Annotated in this window: 8 protein-coding genes and 1 pseudogene; 8 read left to right on the forward strand and 1 reads right to left on the reverse strand. The window is 75.8% G+C overall.

What is annotated here, in order from left to right; translation table 11 throughout:
- Nucleotides 1–15: 15 nt before the first annotated feature.
- The 8 genes and pseudogenes from IF43_RS0126070 (at nt 16) to IF43_RS0126110 (ending at nt 15,767) form a co-directional block, all read left to right on the forward strand.
- Entirely contained in the window at nt 16–1,005 is a 990-nt protein-coding gene (locus IF43_RS0126070) for a TauD/TfdA family dioxygenase (RefSeq protein ID WP_063753398.1), read from the forward strand.
- Nucleotides 1,002–1,754: a thioesterase II family protein gene (locus tag IF43_RS0126075; RefSeq protein WP_037890096.1), complete on the forward strand. Its 753-nt coding sequence runs from the start codon at nt 1,002–1,004 to the stop codon at nt 1,752–1,754. Before IF43_RS0126070 ends, IF43_RS0126075 begins: the two co-directional genes overlap by 4 nt.
- Before the next feature lie 32 nt (nt 1,755–1,786).
- Entirely contained in the window at nt 1,787–2,011 is a 225-nt protein-coding gene (locus IF43_RS0126080) for an MbtH family protein (protein ID WP_030205298.1), read from the forward strand.
- Entirely contained in the window at nt 2,004–11,207 is a 9,204-nt protein-coding gene (locus IF43_RS38305) for a non-ribosomal peptide synthetase (protein WP_051796164.1), read from the forward strand. Before IF43_RS0126080 ends, IF43_RS38305 begins: the two co-directional genes overlap by 8 nt.
- A gap of 64 nt (nt 11,208–11,271) precedes the next feature.
- Nucleotides 11,272–12,069 carry an ABC transporter ATP-binding protein gene (locus tag IF43_RS0126090; RefSeq protein WP_051796167.1) on the forward strand — a complete coding sequence of 266 codons (798 nt, stop codon included), beginning with the start codon at nt 11,272–11,274 and terminating at the stop codon, nt 12,067–12,069.
- The gene (locus IF43_RS0126095) at nt 12,069–14,030 is read left to right on the forward strand and encodes an ABC transporter permease (RefSeq protein WP_051796169.1); all 1,962 of its coding nucleotides are present in this window, start codon (nt 12,069–12,071) and stop codon (nt 14,028–14,030) included. Before IF43_RS0126090 ends, IF43_RS0126095 begins: the two co-directional genes overlap by 1 nt.
- Nucleotides 14,031–14,208: 178 nt before the next feature.
- Nucleotides 14,209–15,237, forward strand: a pseudogene (locus tag IF43_RS0126100) (hydroxyacid dehydrogenase); the annotation flags it as partial.
- 218 nt (nt 15,238–15,455) lie between these two features.
- A complete protein-coding gene (locus IF43_RS0126110; protein WP_030205312.1) occupies nt 15,456–15,767 on the forward strand; it encodes a chorismate mutase in 312 nt (103 codons plus the stop codon).
- Between the two features lie 26 nt (nt 15,768–15,793).
- Here IF43_RS0126110 and IF43_RS43065 read toward each other — a convergent pair whose 3' ends face one another.
- Nucleotides 15,794–17,824, reverse strand: coding sequence for a BTAD domain-containing putative transcriptional regulator (locus tag IF43_RS43065; RefSeq protein ID WP_051796172.1), 2,031 nt, complete (start codon nt 17,822–17,824; stop codon nt 15,794–15,796).
- Nucleotides 17,825–17,969 lie beyond the last annotated feature (145 nt).

Genomic DNA, 17,969 nt, shown 5'->3' on the forward strand with positions numbered 1-17,969 from the left:
ACGAGGAGAGAGAAGATGACCGCGCAGAGCCTTGCCTTCGTCGTGGAGCGCGAGAGCGGCAGCCCCGGCATCGTCGAGCTGATCGGGAAGGAGTCGGCGCAGCTGCGCGAGCGGCTGCGCGCGCACGGCGCGCTGCTGCTGCGCGGCTTCGACGTCGGCGGCGTGGACGGCTTCTCCGACGTCGTACGGGCCCTGTCCGGGGAGCCGCTGAAGTACTCCGAGCGGTCCTCGCCGCGGTCCACGATCAAGGGCAACGTCTACACCTCGACCGACTACCCGCCGGACGAGGAGATCTTCCTGCACACCGAGAACTCCTACCAGGCGTCCTGGCCGCAGCTGCTGTACTTCCACTGCGTCCGCGAGCCCGAGACGCTGGGCGCCACCCCGCTGGCCGACACCCGCGAGGTGCTGCGGCGCATCGACCCGGCCGTCGTGTCGGAGTTCGAGCGCCGGGGCTGGACGGCGGTGCGCAACTTCCACGAGGGCTTCGGCGTGGACTGGCGGCACGTGTTCAACACCGAGGACCGTGCCGAGGTCGAGGCCAACTGCCGGGCCAAGAAGCTGCAGTACGAGTGGACCGAGGACGGCGGCCTGCGCACCCGCGGCGTCCGCCGGGCCGTGCACGTCCACCCGGTGACCGGCGAGCGCGTGTGGTTCAACCACATCGCCTTCTTCCACAACAGCACGCTGGCCCCGGACGTGCGCGCGGGCATGCTCGAGCTCTTCGACGAGGCGGACCTGCCGAGCAACACCTTCTACGGCGACGGCGGCACCATCCCGGACGAGGTCACCGCCCACCTGCGGGACTGCTACCGGGCCGCGTCCACCCGCTTCGACTACCGCGCCGACGACGTCCTGATCGTGGACAACATGCTCGCCGCGCACGGCCGGGAGCCCTTCACCGGCCCGCGCCGCATCGCCGTGGCGATGGCCGAGCCGTACACCCCGGGCGAGTCGTACCCCGCCGGCGGGCCGTACGCCCCGGCTGCGCGGGCGGCGTCATGAGCCCCTGGTTCCGCACCTTCGCACCGCGCCCGGCAGCGGCCCTGCGGCTGATCTGCTTCCCCCACGCCGGCGGCGCCGCCAGCGCCTACCGCGGCTGGGCCGAGCTGCTGCCGCCGTCGATCGAGGTGACGGCCGTGCAGTACCCGGGACGGCAGGACCGCATCATGGTCGACCCGCCGGCCGACATGGACACCCTGGTCCGCGGGATCACCGCGGAGATCGGGCCGCTCCTCGACCGGCCGGTGGCCTTCTTCGGCCACAGCATGGGCGGCACGGTCGGCTACGAGGTGGCCCGCGCCCTGCCCCGTGAACTGCGGCCCGCCCTGGTGCACTTCTTCCCCTCGGCCCGCAAGGCCCCGCACGACTGCGCCCCGCTCGCGCCCGAGTACCGGGGCGACGAGGGCATCCTGCGCTACGTCGCGGGACTGGGCGGGAACGCCGGCCTGCTCGTCGCCCACGAGGAGCTGCGCGAGCTCGCCCTGTACGTGCTGCGCGCCGACTTCCACCTCATCGACACCTACGCCCACCGGCCCGGCGCCCCGCTGGCCTGCCCCGTCACCGCCGTCACCGGCTCGTACGACGCCGCCTGCACGAGCGCCGACGCCGCGGCCTGGGCGACGTACACCACCGGCGCGTTCGACCGGCGCGAACTGCCCGGGGGCCACTTCTACCTGGAGAGCGCCCCCGAGGAGCTGATGGCGCTGCTCGCCGACACCCTCCTGCCCGTCACCGCCTCCGCCGCCCGCTGACGTCCACCCGCTACTCCCAAGGAGCTCTCCCCATGGCGAACAATCCCTTCGACGACCAGGACGGGACCTTCCACGTCCTGGTCAACGGCGAGGAGCAGTACTCCCTCTGGCCGGCGTTCGCCGAGGTTCCCGAGGGCTGGACGGTGGCGCTCGCCGAGGCCGGGCGGGCCGCGTGCGTGGAGTACGTGCAGACCCACTGGACGGACCTGCGGCCGCTGAGCCTGCGCGAGCCGGTGGCGGGGCGGAACGATGGCTGAGTCCGGCGGCCGCCTGCCGCTCTCGGCCGCCCAGCGCGGCATCTGGTTCGCCCACGACCTCGACCCGTCGGGCCGCCGCTACAACGTCGCCGAGTACAAGGAGGTCCACGGCCCCCTCGACCGGGAGCTGCTCACCGCCGCCTGGTACCGGCTGGCCACGGAGGCGGACATCCTGCGCGTGGCCCGCATCGAGCGGGACGACGACGGCCTGTGGCAGGTGCTGGACGCCACCGCCGGCGCGCGGGCGCTGCGGTTCGTCGACCTGAGCGGCGAGGCCGACCCGTCGGCCGCCGCGCGGGCCCTGATGGACGAGGACCTCGCCACCCCGGTGGACCTCGCGGCGGGCGGCCTGTACACCGTCGCCGTGTTCCGGCTGGCGCCCGAGCACCACCTGTACTACCAGCGCTACCACCACATCATCCTCGACGGTATGTCCGCCGCCCTGCTCGACGCCCGGCTCACCGAGCTGTACGCGCAGGCGCTGGCCGGCGCCCCGTGGGAGCCCGGCCCGTTCGGGCGCCTTGCGGAGGTACTCGACGAGGACGCCGCCTACCGCGCCTCCCAGGCCGCCGCCGACGACGGGGCCTACTGGGCCGAGCGGCTGGCCGGGCTCGCGGAGACCCCCCGGCTGGCCGAAGCCGCGGGCCCGCGGCCGGGTCCCGGCGACGTGCCGTTCGTACGGCGCAGCGTGCGCCTCTCCCCGGCCGAGGCCCAGCGGGTGCGCGAGGTGGCCCGGGCGGCCCGGGCGCCCTGGTCGATGCTGATGATCTCGCTGGTCGCCGCGTACGTGCACCGGATCTCCGGGAAGGACGAGCTGGTGCTCGGCCTGCCGGTGACCGGTCGCACCACCGAACTGACCCGCCGCACGCCCGCCATGACCTCCAACATCGTGCCGCTGCGGCTCGCCGTGCGGCCGGGGCTGGCCCTCGGCGACCTGGTCGGCGCGGTCCGCGGCGAGGTACGGGCCGCGCTGGCGCACCAGCTGCCGCGCTACGAGGACCTGTGCCGCGACCTGTCCGCGGGGGAGTCCGCCCGCCGGATCGCCGCCCCCATGGTCAACATCATGGCGTTCGCGCCGGACCTGGGCTTCCTGGGCCGGCCGGGGGTCCAGCACAACCTGTCCAACGGGCCCGTCGACGACCTGTCCATCGGCATCTACGACCTGGGAGAGGAGCACGGGCTGCGGATCGACTTCGACGCCGCGCCCGACGCGTGCGACATCGAGGCCGCCGCCGTCCACCAGGACCGCTTCCTGAACTTCGTGCACTCCGCCCTGCGCACGCCCGAGCTGCCGATCGGCCGGCTGGAGCTGCTGACCGCGCAGGAGCGCGCCCTGCTGCTCACCGGCTTCGGCGCGCCCGACGCCGAGGTCCCCGCCGAGGACCGCACGCTCGCCGCGCTGTTCGAGGAGCAGGCCGCCCGGCACCCGGACCGGACCGCCGTCACCCACGACGGCACGTCGCTGACGTACGCGCAGCTCGAGGAGCGGGCCAACCGCCTGGCCCGGCTCCTCGCCGCCCGCGGCGCCGGCCCGGAGGGCTACGTGGCGGTCGCCCTGGAGCGCTCCGCGGACCTGGTGACCGCGCTGCTGGCCGTCGTCAAGTCGGGCGCCGGCTACCTGCCGCTGGACCCGCACTACCCGGCCGACCGGCTCGCCTACATGCTGGGCGACGCCGCCCCCGTCCTGGTCGTCACCACCGGGGCGGACCGGGCCGGCCTGCCCGACACCGAGGTGCCGCTGCTCGTCCTCGACGACCCCGGTACGGTCGCCGCGCTCGCCGCCGCGGATCCGCGGCCGCTCACCGATGCCGACCGGACAACCGCGCTGATGCCCGCGAACCCGGCGTACGTGATCTACACGTCCGGTTCCACCGGCCGCCCCAAGGGGGTGGTGGTCCCGCACCGCAACGTGGTCCGGCTGTTCACCGCGACCCGGCACTGGTTCGACTTCGGGCCCTCGGACGTGTGGACCCTCTTCCACAGCTACGCCTTCGACTTCTCGGTCTGGGAGCTGTGGGGTCCGCTGCTGTACGGGGGCCGGCTGGTCGTCGTCCCGCACGTGGTGAGCCGCTCGCCGCAGGAGTTCCTGGCCCTGCTCGCCGAGGAGCGGGTCACCGTCCTCAACCAGACCCCGTCGGCCTTCTACCAGCTGATGCAGGCCGACGCCGAGGCGCCCGTGGGCGAACTGGCCCTGCGCAGGGTGGTGTTCGGCGGCGAGGCCCTGGACCTGGGCCGACTCGGCCCCTGGCAGCAGGCCCATCCCGAGGCCGTGCTGGTCAACATGTACGGCATCACGGAGACGACCGTGCACGTCAGCCACCTGGAGCTGGACCGGGCGGCGACGGCGGGCCAGACCCGCAGCCTGATCGGCCGCGCCATCCCCGACCTGCGGATCCACGTGCTGGACTCGGCGCTGCGCCCGGCCCCGGTCGGCGAGCGCGGCGAGATGTACGTGGCCGGCGCCGGACTGGCCCGCGGCTACCTCGGCCGTCCCGACCTGTCCGCCGACCGGTTCGTGGCCGACCCGTTCGGGGAGCCGGGCTCGCGCATGTACCGCACCGGCGACCTGGCCCGGTGGCTGTCCGACGGCGGCCTGGAGTACCTGGGCCGCGCCGACCATCAGGTGAAGATCCGCGGCTTCCGCATCGAGCTCGGCGAGATCGAGAGCGTCCTGCTGGCCCTGGAGGACGTGGCGGGCGGCGCCGTCGTCGTCCGCGAGGACCGCCCCGGCGACAAGCGCCTGGTCGCCTACGTCGTACCCGCGCCCGGCGCCCCGTTCTCCGACGGGGAGCTGCGCGGCGCGCTCGGCGCGGCGCTGCCGGCGCACATGGTGCCAGCCGCGTTCGTGCCGCTGGACGCCCTGCCGCTGACCGCCAACGGCAAGCTCGACACCCGGGCGCTGCCCGCGCCGTCCGTCACCGGGTCGGGGTCCGGGCGGGCCCCGGCCACCGCGCGCGAGGAGCTGCTGTGCGCGCTGTTCGCCGAGGTCCTCGGGGTCGCGGGGGCGGGTGCCGACGACTCGTTCTTCGACCTGGGCGGCGACAGCATCATGGCCATCCAGCTGGTGTCGCAGGCCCGCCGCGCGGGGCTGGTCATCAGCCCGCGCGAGGTGTTCCGGCTGCGCACCCCCGCCGCCCTCGCCGAGGCCGCGACCGAGGTGGGGACCGAACCGGTGGAGGACGCGGACGCGGGCCTGGGCGAGCTGCCGCTGACGCCGGTGATGCGCTGGGCGGACGAGCGCGGCGGCCCGTCGGACGGCTACAACCAGTCGATGGTCCTGCGGGTCCCCGGCGGGCTGACGCTGCCCGGCCTGGTGGACGCGCTGGCGGCGGTGCTCGACCGGCACGACGCGCTGCGCGCCCGCCGCACCGACCGGTCGCTGGTGGTCGGACCGGCAGGGTCCGTGGACGCGGCCGGCTGCGTGCGCCGGGTCGAGGCCGCCGGCCTGGACGGGGCGGCGCTGGACGCGCTGGCCGACGCCGAGGGCCGGACCGCGCTCGCCGAGCTCGCCCCGCGCGAGCCCGGGGGCATGGTGCGGGCCGTGTGGTGCGACCGCGGGCCCGACCGGTCGGGCCTGCTGGTCCTGGTCGTCCACCACCTCGTCGTCGACGGCGTGTCCTGGCGGGTGCTGGCCCCGGACCTGGAGCGGGCCTGGGCGGCCGTGGCGCAGGGCGCCGTCCCGCGGCTCGACCCGGTGGGCACCTCGCTGCGCACCTGGTCCCGGGGGCTCGCCGAGGCCGCCCTGTCGCCGGAGCGGGAGGCGGAGTTCCCGTACTGGAGCGAGGTCCTGGCCGGCGGCGGCGCGCCGCTGGGGGCGCGCGCCCTCGAGCCGCGGAGGGACACCCTGGAGACGGCCGGCCGGCTGACCCTGCGGCTGCCGGCCGAGGTGACCCGGGACCTGCTCACGGTCGTGCCCGCCGCGTTCCACGCCGAGGTCGACGACGTCCTGCTCACCGCGTTCGCGCTGGCGTACCGCCGGTGGCGGGGCGACGGGCCGGTGCTGCTCGACCTGGAGGGCCACGGCCGCGAGGAGTCGGCCGTTCCCGGCGCGGACCTGTCGCGCACCGTCGGCTGGTTCACCAGCCTGTACCCGGTACGCCTGGACGCCGGCCCGGCCGGCGGCCCCGACGCCGACCCGGGCGCCGCGCTGAAGTCCGTCAAGGAGCAGCTGCGTGCCGTCCCCGGCAAGGGCATCGGCTACGGCATGCTGCGCCACCTGCACCCGCGGGGCGCCGAACGGCTCGCCCCGCTGGGCGCGCCGCAGATCGGCTTCAACTACCTGGGCCGGTTCGCCGCGCCCGGCGGGTCCGCCGACTGGGCGGTCGTCCCGCGCCTGGGCACCGGCATCCCCGGCGGCTCCCCCGGCATGCCGCTGGCCCACGCCCTGGAGCTCGACGCCCTCACCCAGGACGGCCCGGACGGTCCGGAGCTGGTCGCGGGCTGGACGTGGGCGACGGGCGTCCTCGGGGAGGCCGAGGTGGCCGAGTTGGCCGCTTACTGGTTCGACGCGCTGCGGGACCTGGCCCGCCACGGCTCCCGGCCGGGCGCCGGCGGACGCTCCCCCTCGGACGTCGCCCCGGCCGGGCTCACCCAGGCCGAGATCGAGCTGCTGGAGCGGCGCCGGCCCGGACTGGCCGACCTCCTGCCGCTCTCCCCGCTGCAGGAGGGCCTGCTGTTCCACAGCCTCCAGGCGGGCGACGGCGACGTGTACACCGCCCAGCTGTGGCTCGACCTGACCGGGCCGCTCGAGGCGGGGCGGCTGCACGCGGCCGCCCGCGCCCTGCTGGAGCGCCACCCGCACCTCGGCGCCGAGTTCCACCACGAGGGCCTGCGGCGGCCGGTGCAGGTGGTGCCCGGCCGGGTGGAGCCGCCCTGGTACGAGGTGGACCTCACCGACCTGCCGGAGGAGGAGCGGCTGCCCGGGGCGGAGGCACTGGCCGCCGCCGAGCGCACCGTCGCCTTCGCGCCGGACGCCGGGCCGCTGTTCCGGTTCACGCTGGTGCGCACCGGCCCGGACCGCCACCGGCTGCTGCTGACCAACCACCACCTGCTGCTCGACGGCTGGTCGATGCCGGTGCTGGTGCGCGAGCTGCTCGCCCTGTACGCGGCGGACGCGGACCGGTCGGTGCTCCCCCGGGTCCGTCCGTACCGCGAGTTCCTGACCCATCTGGCCGTCGCCGACCGGCAGGCGGCGCGGGCCGCCTGGGGCGAGGCGCTGGCCGGGGTCGAGGAGCCGACGCTGGTGCGCCCGGCGGACCCCGGGCGCACCCCCCGGGTGCCCGAGCGCCTGGAGTTCGCCCTGCCGGCGCCGGCCGCGGCCGCGCTCGCCGGGTGGGCCCGGTCGGCCGGGCTCACCATGAACACGGTGCTGCAGGGTGCCTGGGCGCTGGTCCTGGCCCGGCTCACCGGCCGCGACGACGTCGTCTTCGGCGCGACCGTCTCGGGCCGCCCGGCGGAGCTGCCCGGTGTGGAGTCCATGGTGGGCCTGTTCATCAACACCGTTCCGGTGCGGCTGCGGCTGGACGGCGGCGAATCCCTCGGGGCGCTGCTGGAGCGGATGCAGCGCGAGCAGTCCGCGCTCCTGGGCCACCAGCACCTGGGGCTGGCCGAGATCCAGCAGCTCACCGGGGTGGGCGCGCTGTTCGACACCGCGATGGTGTTCGAGAACTACCCGCTGGACGTGGCCGCGCTGGCCGCCGCCACCGCCGGGTCGGGGCTCGTCCTGGGCGGGGTGGACGGGCACGACGCCGTCCACTACACCCTGGGCCTGGTGGCGCGGCCCGGTGCCGGCGGCGGGCTGGACTTCCGACTGGACCACCAGGGCGACCTGCTGGACGCGGGGCAGGCCCGTGGCGTCGCGGAGCGGCTGCTGGCCGTGCTCGGCGCCCTCGCCGAGCACCCGGACACCCCCGTCGGCCGGCTCGGGGTGCTGCCCCCGGCCGAGCGGGCGCGGCTGCTGACCGAGTGGAACGACAGCGACCTGCCCGACGCGGCCCGCGACGTCACGATCCCCGGGCTGTTCGAGGCCCAGGTGGCGCGGACGCCCGACGCCGTCGCGCTCGTGCACGGCGGCACGGAGCTGACGTACCGGGAGCTGAACACCCGGGCCAACCGGCTCGCCCGGCTGCTGGTGCGGCGCGGGGCGGGGCCCGAGCGGTTCGTGGCCATCGCGCTCCACCGGTCGGTGGAGCTGGTGGTGGCGCAGCTGGCCGTGCTCAAGGCGGGGGCCGCGTTCGTGCCCCTGGACCCCGGCTACCCGGCCGACCGCCTCGCGTACATGCTCCGGGACTCCGATCCGGCGCTCGTCGTCACCAGCAGTGCGGTCGCGGCCGGCGGACTGCCGGCCACCGGCACCCCGCTGCTGCTGATCGACCGTGCGGACTGGGGCCGTCGCTCGGGCCGGGGGCTGGCGGTGGCCCGCGCGGCGGACCGCCCGGCCTACGTCATCTACACCTCGGGATCCACCGGGCGGCCCAAGGGCGTGGTCGTCACCCACCGGGGCATCGCCTCGATGGTCGCCGGGCAGCGGGCCGGTCTGGGCGTCACCCCGGACAGCCGGGTGCTGCTCTTCGCGTCGCCGAGCTTCGACGCGGCGGTGTGGGAGCTGTGCATGGCGCTGCTCACGGGTGCCCGGGCGGTCCTGGGGGACGCGGAGCAGCTGATGCCGGGGCCGACCCTGGCCGCGCTGATCGCCGCCCACGGGGTCACCCACGCGACGCTGCCGCCGTCGGCGCTGCCGGTGCTGCCGGACGACGCCCTGCCGCCGGGCGCCACGCTGGTGGTGGCGGGCGAGGCCACCGCCCCCGACCTGGTGGAGCGCTGGTCCCGCGGGCGCCGGATGGTCAACGCGTACGGGCCCACCGAGTCCACGGTCTGCGCCACCATGAGCGAACCGCTGTCCGGTCCGGTGCTCGCGCCGATCGGCCGCCCGGTCCCCAACACGCGGCTGTACGTCCTGGACCCGCACCTCCAGCCGGTCCCGGCCGGGGTGCCGGGCGAGCTGTACCTGGCCGGGGCGGGGCTGGCCCGCGGCTACCTGGGCCGCCCCGACCTGACGGCGGACCGGTTCGTGGCCGACCCCTTCGGGGCGCCCGGCTCACGGATGTACCGCACCGGGGACCTCGCCCGGTGGCGGGACGACGGCACCCTGGACTACCTCGGGCGCACCGACCACCAGGTCAAGGTCCGCGGATTCCGGATCGAGCCCGGTGAGATCGAGTCGGCGCTCACCGCCCACCCCGGCATCGAGCGGGCCTCGGTGGTGGTCCGCGAGGACACCCCGGGCGCCAGGCGGCTGGTGGCGTACGTGGTCGGCGAGGACGTGGGGGCCCCGGCGCTGCGCGCGTTCCTCGGCGCCTCGCTGCCGGAGCACATGGTGCCCGCGGCGTTCGTGGTCCTGCCCGAACTCCCGCTGACCGCCAACGGCAAGGTGGACCGCAAGGCCCTGCCCGCCCCCCGCGCCCTGGCGGCGCAGGGCGGCCGGGCTCCGGCCACCCCCCGCGAGGCCGTCCTGTGCGCCCTGTTCTCCGAGGTGCTGCGGATTCCGGAGGCGGGGGCGGACGACTCGTTCTTCGACCTGGGCGGTGACAGCATCACCGCCGTCCAGCTGGTGTCCCGGGCCCGGGCGGCCGGGCTCGCGCTGGGGGTGCGGGACGTGTTCGTGCAGCGTACGCCCGCCGCACTGGCGTCCGTGGCCGCGGAGGTCGACATGGAGCTGCCGCCGGCGGACACCCCGTACCTCGACGGGCCGTTCCCGGGCCTGGAGGAGGAGACGGAGCTGCTGGTGCGGTCCGACCCCGACCTCATCGACGTCCTGCCGCTCACCCCGCTGCAGGAGGGCTTCCTCTTCCACGCGCTGCTGACCGGCGACGACGGGGACGGCCCCGACGTGTACACCACGCAGCTCGCCCTCGACCTGGAGGGGCCGCTGGACGCGGACGCCCTGCGGGCCGCGGCCGAACGGCTGGTGGCCCGGCAGCCGGCGCTGCGGGCGGCGTTCCGGTACGACACCGAGCACCCGGTGCAGGTGGTGCACGCGAAGGTGGCGCTGCCCTGGCTGCGGGTCGACCTGAGCGGTGCCGCACCCGCCGCCGACGCCGAGGGACGGGCCCTCGAACTGGCCCGCGCCGAGCGCCGGCACGCCTTCGACCTGGCGGTCCCGCCGCTGCTGCGGGTCCTGCTGGTCGCCCTGCCGGGCGGCCGGCACCGGCTGGTCCTGACGGCCCACCACATCCTGTGGGACGGCTGGTCGGTACCGGTCCTGGTCGAGGAGCTGTTCACGCTCTACGCGGAACGCGGCGCGCAGGGCACCTCCCTGCCCGAACCCCCGCCGCTGCGCGCGTACCTCGCCTGGCTGGCCGGGCGGGACGCCGACGCGGCGCGGGCCGCCTGGCGGGAGGCGCTGGCGGGGCCGGTGGCACCCACCCTGGTCGCCCCCGGGGCGGCCGGACAGGAGCCGCAGGCGCAGGAGTCGGTGCGCGTCGAGCTCTCCGCGGAGCTGACCGGCCGTCTCCACGCCGGGCTGCGGGAGGCCGGGCTGACGCTGGCCACCGCGGTCCAGGCGGCCTGGGCGCTGGTCCTGGCCGGGCACACCGGGCGCCAGGACGTGGTGTTCGGCTCGACGGTGTCCGGGCGCAGCCCGGAGGTCGAGGGCATCGAACGGATGGTCGGCAACTTCATCAACACCCTGCCGGTGCGCGTACGGCTGAACCCGCTGGAGCCGCTCGGCGCCCTGCTCGCCCGGGTCCAGGAGGAGCAGGCGGCCCTGCTGCCCCACCACCACCTGGGGCTGGGCGAGGTCCAGCGGCTGACGGGCGGCGGGCCGCTGTTCGACACCACCACCGTGGTCAAGAACACCCCGCTGGACGCGGCCGCCCTGCTCGGCCCGGCCGCCGCGGCGGACGGGCTGCGGCTGACCGGCGGCGACAGCGAGGACGCCACGCACTACCCGCTGCGCATGCAGGCGGTGCCCGGCCTGGACGCCGACCGGCTGCAACTGCACCTCGGCTACCTCCCCGACGTCTACCGGCAGGAGCAGGCACAGGAGCTGCTGGACCGGATGACGGGGATCCTGCGGGCGGTCGCCGACGCACGCGAGACCCCGGTGGGCGGGCTCGGACGGCCGCCCGCCGAGGATGAAATCCGGAGGACCCGGACCGGTCAGCAGGACCTGCCGGCCTTCCGCGGTGGGTACTGATCCGGCTCGACCACGATGTCGGCACGACCCGCCAGTACACGATCGATTCGATGGGTGTTGAGGTATGCAGGACAACCAGTTAGTCAGGCTCGAACAGGTCAGCCGGTGCTACGCCGCCGGATCGGCGGCGCAGGTGCGCGCCCTCGACGGCATCACCGTCGGCTTCGCACCCGGGACCTTCACCGCGGTGATGGGCCCCTCCGGCTCCGGGAAGAGCACCCTGCTGCAGTGCGCGGCCGGCCTCGACCGCCCCGACTCGGGGCGGGTCGTGGTCGACGGCGTCGAACTCGGCCCGCTCGGCGAGAAGGCGCTCACCGAACTGCGCCGGGACCGGATCGGCTTCGTGTTCCAGGCGTTCAACCTGCTCGGCGCGCTCACCGCCGAGCAGAACGTGGGCCTGCCGCTGCGGCTGGCCGGCCGCCGGCCGGACGCCGCGCAGGTGCGGGCCGCGCTGGCGCAGGTGGGGCTGGGCGAACGCACCGGGCACCTTCCCTCGCAGATGTCCGGCGGCCAGCAGCAGCGCGTCGCCATCGCCCGGGCCCTGATCACCCGTCCGAAGGTGCTGTTCGCGGACGAGCCGACCGGCGCCCTGGACAGCAGCTCCAGCCGGACCGTGCTGGCGCTGCTGCGCGGCCTGGTCGACGACCAGGGGCAGACCACCGTCATGGTCACCCACGATCCGGTGGCCGCCTCCTACGCGGACCGGGTGGTCTTCCTCGTCGACGGCCGGGTCACCGACGAGATGCACCGGCCGACCGCGCAGCGGGTGGCCGAGCACATGGCCCGGCTGGAAGCCGAGCCGGAGCCCGACGCCGACTCCCGGCCCGTGGCGGGGGCCCTGCGGACCGACGGGGGCCGGTGATGGGCACCGCGCTGCTGCTGCCCGTGGCCGTCGCCACCCTGCGCAAGCGGTGGCTCGGCTTCGTCGGCTCCTTCGTCGCCCTCGCCCTGGGCGTCGCCCTGATCTCCGCAACGGGGCTGCTGGTGAGCACCTCGGCCGGGCTGGAGAACGCCGATCCGTCGGCGCCCTCCCTGAAGAAGCTGCTCACGTTCATGGCCGGCATGTCCGGTTTCGTCTCGGTGTTCGTCGTCGCCTCGACATTCGCGTTCGCGGTCGCGGGGCGGCGTCGGGAGACCGCGCTGCTGCGGGCGGTCGGCGCGACCCCCCGCCAGGTGAGGGTGCTCGTCCTCGGTGAGGCGGCCGTCGTCTCGCTGGCCGCCTCCGGGTGCGGGGCGCTGCTCGGCCTGGCCGCGGCACAGCCGTTCGCGGACTGGCTGGTGGCGCGCGGCGCCGCCCCCGAGGGCTTCACCGTGGAGCTCGGCCCCGGGCCGCTGCTGGTCGCGGCGGGCGTCGAGGTGGCGGTGGCGGTGGTCGGCGCCTATGCGGCGGCCCGCCGGGCCGGCCGGGTGCGGCCGGTGGAGGCCCTCGCGGACGCGGCCGTCGACCGCCGGGTGATGACCGCGGGGCGCTGGGTGTGGGCGGTCGGCTACCTCGTGGTGTTCGGGGCCGTGCTGGCCCTGTTCACCACCATGCCGCCCGGCACGGACGACCCGCAGCTGCGCGACCCGCAGAACCTGCCGGTCTGGTCGCTGCTCATCGACGTCATGGCCATCATGGCGGTCGCGCTGTTCGCACCGCTGCTGGTGCCCCCGCTGGTGCGGCTGCTGACGCTGCCGGTGCCGCTGGCGACCGGCGCGGTGGGCCTGCTGGCCCGGCAGAACGCGCTGGCGTCGGTGCGGCGCACGGTCTCCACCGCGACCCCGATGTTCCTGGTGATCGGGCTGACCGGCACCGTGGTCGGCTCGACGCTGACCTTCGGGGACGCCCGTACCGTCCAGTCGCGGGAGGCGCTCGGCGCGCGGTACGTCGTCGAGCCCGCGGCCGGCTCCGCCCTCCCGCCCGGCACCGTGGAGCGGCTGCGCGCGCTGCCCGGCACCGGCACCACCACCGTCCGCACCACCTGGCTGGACGGCCTCGGCGGCGGGGCGGACGCCTCGTCGGCGACCGCCGGGACCATCGCCGCGACCGCCGTCGACGGGGACGCCGCCGCCACCTGGCGGCTGCCCGCCCGGGAGGGCTCGCTGACGGCCCTGCGCGGCGCCACCACGGCCGTCTCCGCCTCGCTGGCCGAGGCCAACGGCTGGCGGGTCGGGGACCGGCTGAGCACCGTGCTGGCCGACGGGACCCCCGTCGACCTCAGGGTGGTCGCGGTGGTCGACACCCCGCTGAGCCTGGCCGAGGTCCTGCTCCCGTACTCCGTCGTGGCCGGGCACCTGACCGACGACGCCGGGCCGTCCGCGGCCTTCCTGACCGCCCCCCGGGCGGTGCCGGCCCCGGCCGCGGACCCCGGCGTGAAGGTCACCCCGGCGCACGCCTGGGGCGGGGACGGCGACGCCCGCTCCCGCTCGGACCGAATCGCGATGGTGGCCGTCCTGGGGCCGGCCCTGCTGTACGCCCTGATCGCGATCGTCAACACGATGATGATGTCCACCGGCGACCGGCTGCGGGACTTCTCCACGCTCCGGCTCACCGGGGGCAACGACCGCCAGGTGCTCTCCATGGTGGGGGTCGAGGCGCTGCTGACCGCCGCGACCGCCACCGTACTGGCGCTGCTGGTCACCACCGGCACGCAGGCCGCCACCCTGATGCTCGTCGGGCACCGGATCCTGCGGTCCGGTCCCGAACTGCCCCTGAGCCTGCCCTGGTCGGCGATCGCCACCGCCGCGGCCGCCGGCCTCGGCCTCGCCCTCGTCTCCAGCCTCGTGCCGGCCCGGCTCGCGCTGCGCGCGCGGGCGCTGGACCTCGCCTCCGCCCGGCAGTGAGGCGGCCGCGGCGCCGTGCGCACCACCGCGCACGGCGTCGCGGGCGACCGGCGTCCCGTCCTCCTGGATGCCCGTCCTGCTGCATTCCCTGCCTGCTGCACTCCCGTCTTTCCCGTCTTCCCCGGATTCCTGCGTTCCCGTCTTCCCGTCCGCCTCCGGCCCCGAAAGAGGACCGACCATGAGCTCCGCCGTGCTCGCCCCGTCCGTCATCCCCTCCGCAGCCACCTCCGCAGCCACCTCCGCACCCGCCCCCGGCACGCCCTCCGGCGTCCGGAGGGCCACCGTCCTGCTGGCCGAGGAGCTGTCCCCGGCCACCGTCGCCGTGCTCGGCGACGAGGTCGAGGTCCGCCGCTGCGACGGCACCGACCGGCCGGCGCTGCTCGCCGCGCTCGGCGACGCCGACGCGGTGGTCGTCCGCTCCGCGACCGCCATGGACGCCGAGGCCATCGCGGCGGCGCCGCGGCTGAAGGTGATCGCCCGGGCCGGCATCGGCCTGGACAACGTGGACGTGCCGGCGGCCACCGCCGCCGGCGTCCTGGTCGTCAACGCGCCCACCTCGAACGTCGTCAGCGCCGCGGAGCACGCGATCGCGCTCCTCCTCGCCGTCGCCCGGAACGTGGCCCCCGCCGACGCCTCGCTGCGGGCGGGCCGCTGGCAGCGGTCGCGCTTCACGGGCGTGGAGCTCTCCGAGAAGGTCCTCGGGATCGTGGGCCTCGGCCGGATCGGGTCCCTGGTCGCCTCCCGCATGGCCGCGTTCGGCATGGAGATCGTCGCGTACGACCCGTACGCGGACGCCGCCGCGGCGGCGCGCGCGGGGGTCCGGCTGGTGCCCCTCGACACCCTGCTCGCGCTCAGCGACTTCGTCACGATCCACCTGCCGCGGACGGCCGAGACCCTGGGCCTGATCGACGCCGCGGCCCTCGCGCGGACGAAGCCCGGCGTGCGGATCGTGAACGCCGCGCGCGGCGGCATCGTCGACGAGCGGGCGCTGTACGAGGCCCTCGTGGCGGGCCGGGTCGCGGGTGCCGGCCTCGACGTCTTCGCCACCGAACCCTGCACCGACTCGCCCCTGTTCGGGCTGGAGAACGTGGTGGCGACCCCGCACCTGGGGGCCGGCACCGCCGAGGCCCAGGAGAAGGCGGGCGTGTCGGTGGCCGCCTCCGTACTGCTCGCGCTGGCCGGTGAGCCGGTGCCGGACGCGGTCAACGGCTGACCTGCCGCGCTGCGCGCGCCACAACCCGTCCGCCCTTCCGCCCTTCCGGACGATCGTCCGTCGATACGCCCGTACGCCTGTCTGTCCGTACGCCCATACGCCAGTAGGTTCGTACGTATTTATGCCGGTAAGTCCATGTGTCCGTACGTCCATACGTCCATACGTCGATACGTCCGTGCAGTCACGGACCGACCACGAACCGGGAGAACGCCGTGACCCCACAGCCGCTCGCCGCGCCCGCGCCCGCGCCCACCGACGCGGAGACCGCCATCGACGGACTGCGCCGCTCCATCGACCACCTCGACGAGGAGGTCCTGCTCCTGCTCGAACGGCGCCGGGAGCTCTCCGAGGCCGTCCAGCACGCCCGGATCGAAGCGGGCGGCCGTCGCACCGAACTGAGCCGCGAGAACGTGGTCATCAAGCGCTACGCCGACCGGCTCGGCCGGCCGGGCGGGACGATGGCCATGGCGCTCCTGGAACTGTGCCGCGGCTCCCTGTACCGCCCGGCCGGCTCCCCGCGCTGACGGTTCGGCGCGGAGAGCCGCCGGGGTCAGCCCGCCGGTGCCAGCAGGGCCCGTACGGGGCGCTGCACGGGCAGCGCCTGGACGTGCAGCAGCACCAGCGGGTGGAAGCGGAAGCTGCCCCCCGCCGGCGCTCCCACCGCCCCGGGCCCGCGCACCGGCTCCAGCAGGGAGCCGTCGACCAGCCGTTCCACCAGGTCCTCGGCCCGCCGCACCGGCAGGCCGAGGACCGTCGCCGCGGCGGCCGCGGTGAACGGCCGCCCGCCCAGGACGGACAGGCGGGTGAGCAGTTCCCGCTCCTCGGTGCCGGTACGGCGCAGCCAGTCGGCGAGCGATCCGGCCACGTCCAGCTCCCCGAAGGCCAGTTCCGCCAGCCGGGTCGGCTCGTCCGCGAGCCGCTGGGCCAGTCGGGCCACCGACCAGTGCGGGCGGGAGGCCAGTCGGGCTCCGGCGATGCGCAGTGCGAGCGCCATCCCGGCGCAGTGGTCCACGATCCGCTCGGCGGCGGCCGGTTCGGCGGCCGTGCGCGCGCGGCCGGCGGCCGCGGTGAGCAGGTCGAGGGACTCGGTGCGGTTCATCGGGCCCAGGGCGAGCGTGAAGGGCCCGGTGGCCACGGCGAGGTGGACGTGTCCGACGACCAGCGTCGCGCCGTGCGGCCCGGCCGGGAGCAGCGGGGCCAGATCCGTGCCGGGGCCCGCGTTGTCGAGCAGCACCACGAGCCGGCGGCCCGCGGTACGGGTGCGGTAGATCCGCACGAGCTCCTCCAGGTCGGTCCGAGCCGACTCGGGCGGCTCCTGGCCGAGCGCGCGCAGGAAGCGCACCAGCACGCTCCGCGGGTCCTTCGGCGACCCGTCCGGCGTGGTCAGGTCGGCGTACAGCTGCCCGTCGGGGAAGTCCTCCCGGACGGCGTGCACGGCGTGCACGGCGAGGGCCGTCTTGCCGACGCCCGCCATGCCGGTGATCAGGCCCCGGCGGGGTTCGCCGGCGGATCCCCGGCCCGGTGCGCGGAGCAGGCCGCGCAGGGCCGCCAGTTCGCGGCCGCGGCCGGTGAAGGCGGCGACGTCCGGCGGCAGCATGAAGGGCGAGGCCTCCGACGCGGCGGGCGCAGCGGTGGCCGCCCCGGCGCCGACCGGGGCCGTAGCGGCGGTCGCGGACCGCGGTGCGCCGCCTGCCGGGCGCGGCCGGGACGGGCCACCGGGCGACCGGCCGGGGACGCGCTCCCCCACCGGCCGGCGGGCGGCCGGGACGGTCACCGCGGGCGCCGGGCCGGGGCCCGGGGCCGAGGGCGCGGCGGCGGGTACCGCCACGGGCGTACCGGGCGCCTCCAGGTCCAAGGTGGCGCACAGCAGGGCCTGGTGGGCGGCCTTGAGGCCGCTGCCGGGGTCGACGCCCAGCTCGTCGGCCAGGACCGTGCGGCCCTCGTGGAACACGTGGAGGGCGTCGGCCTGGCGTCCGCACCGGTACAGGGCCGTCATCAGCTGGGCGCGCATCCGCTCGCGCAGCGGGAAGTCGGCCACCAGGCGGGTCAGTTCGGCGACGATCTGCTGGTGCCTGCCGAGGGCGAGATCCGCCTCGATGCGGTTTTCCAATGTGGCGGCGCGCCCCTCCTCCCATTGCGGAATTTCTTCCTCCGCGAGGAATTCGGTGACATTCACCAGCATGGGGCCCTGCCACAAATCCAGCGCGTCGCGCAGCAGAGTGCCCGCTTCCGCATAGCGGTGTTCCTGGAGCGCCTCCCGGCCGAGCCGGTCGAGCCTCTCGTATTCGACGATGTCGACGCGGCTGTCCCCGGTTTTGATGGCATATCCCGGAGAGCGCCGTTCCAGGACGACTTCGGGCTCCAGGAGCTTGCGCAGCCGGGAGACGTACGTGTAGATCTGCGCGCTCATCGTGGCGGGCGGGTCGGCGCCCCACAGCAGGCGGCTGAGCCGCGTGTCCGGAACCACCCGTCCCCGGGCGAGCAGGAGGGCGGCGAGGAGGGTGTGCATCTTCGTGCCCGAGAGCGCGACGCGCGCGCCCTCGCGGCTGGCCTCGACCGGGCCAAGCAGCTGAAGGTCCATGGTGTCCTGTCGACGTCGGTCTGGGTGGCGGCTGTGGCCGCCACCATCGCCGATGCCGCTGTCCCGCCGATGTCGGATCGATTTCGGCCTACCGGACGGACCCGCTCCGGCGCCGAAATAGGAGCAACATCGGCCCGACAGCGCT

This window comes from Streptomyces sp. NRRL S-87, assembly GCF_000719335.1.
In the GTDB taxonomy this organism is placed as follows: domain Bacteria; phylum Actinomycetota; class Actinomycetes; order Streptomycetales; family Streptomycetaceae; genus Streptomyces.

Bases quoted from the DNA above. Each gene is read 5' to 3' on its own strand.
- IF43_RS0126070 (WP_063753398.1), top strand. From the start codon at position 16: ATGACCGCGCAGAGCCTTGCCTTCGTCGTGGAGCGCGAGAGCGGCAGC.
- IF43_RS0126075 (WP_037890096.1), top strand. From the start codon at position 1,002: ATGAGCCCCTGGTTCCGCACCTTCGCACCGCGCCCGGCAGCGGCCCTG.
- IF43_RS0126080 (WP_030205298.1), top strand. From the start codon at position 1,787: ATGGCGAACAATCCCTTCGACGACCAGGACGGGACCTTCCACGTCCTG.
- IF43_RS38305 (WP_051796164.1), top strand. From the start codon at position 2,004: ATGGCTGAGTCCGGCGGCCGCCTGCCGCTCTCGGCCGCCCAGCGCGGC.
- IF43_RS0126090 (WP_051796167.1), top strand. From the start codon at position 11,272: ATGCAGGACAACCAGTTAGTCAGGCTCGAACAGGTCAGCCGGTGCTAC.
- IF43_RS0126095 (WP_051796169.1), top strand. From the start codon at position 12,069: ATGGGCACCGCGCTGCTGCTGCCCGTGGCCGTCGCCACCCTGCGCAAG.
- IF43_RS43065 (WP_051796172.1), bottom strand. From the start codon at position 17,824: ATGGACCTTCAGCTGCTTGGCCCGGTCGAGGCCAGCCGCGAGGGCGCG.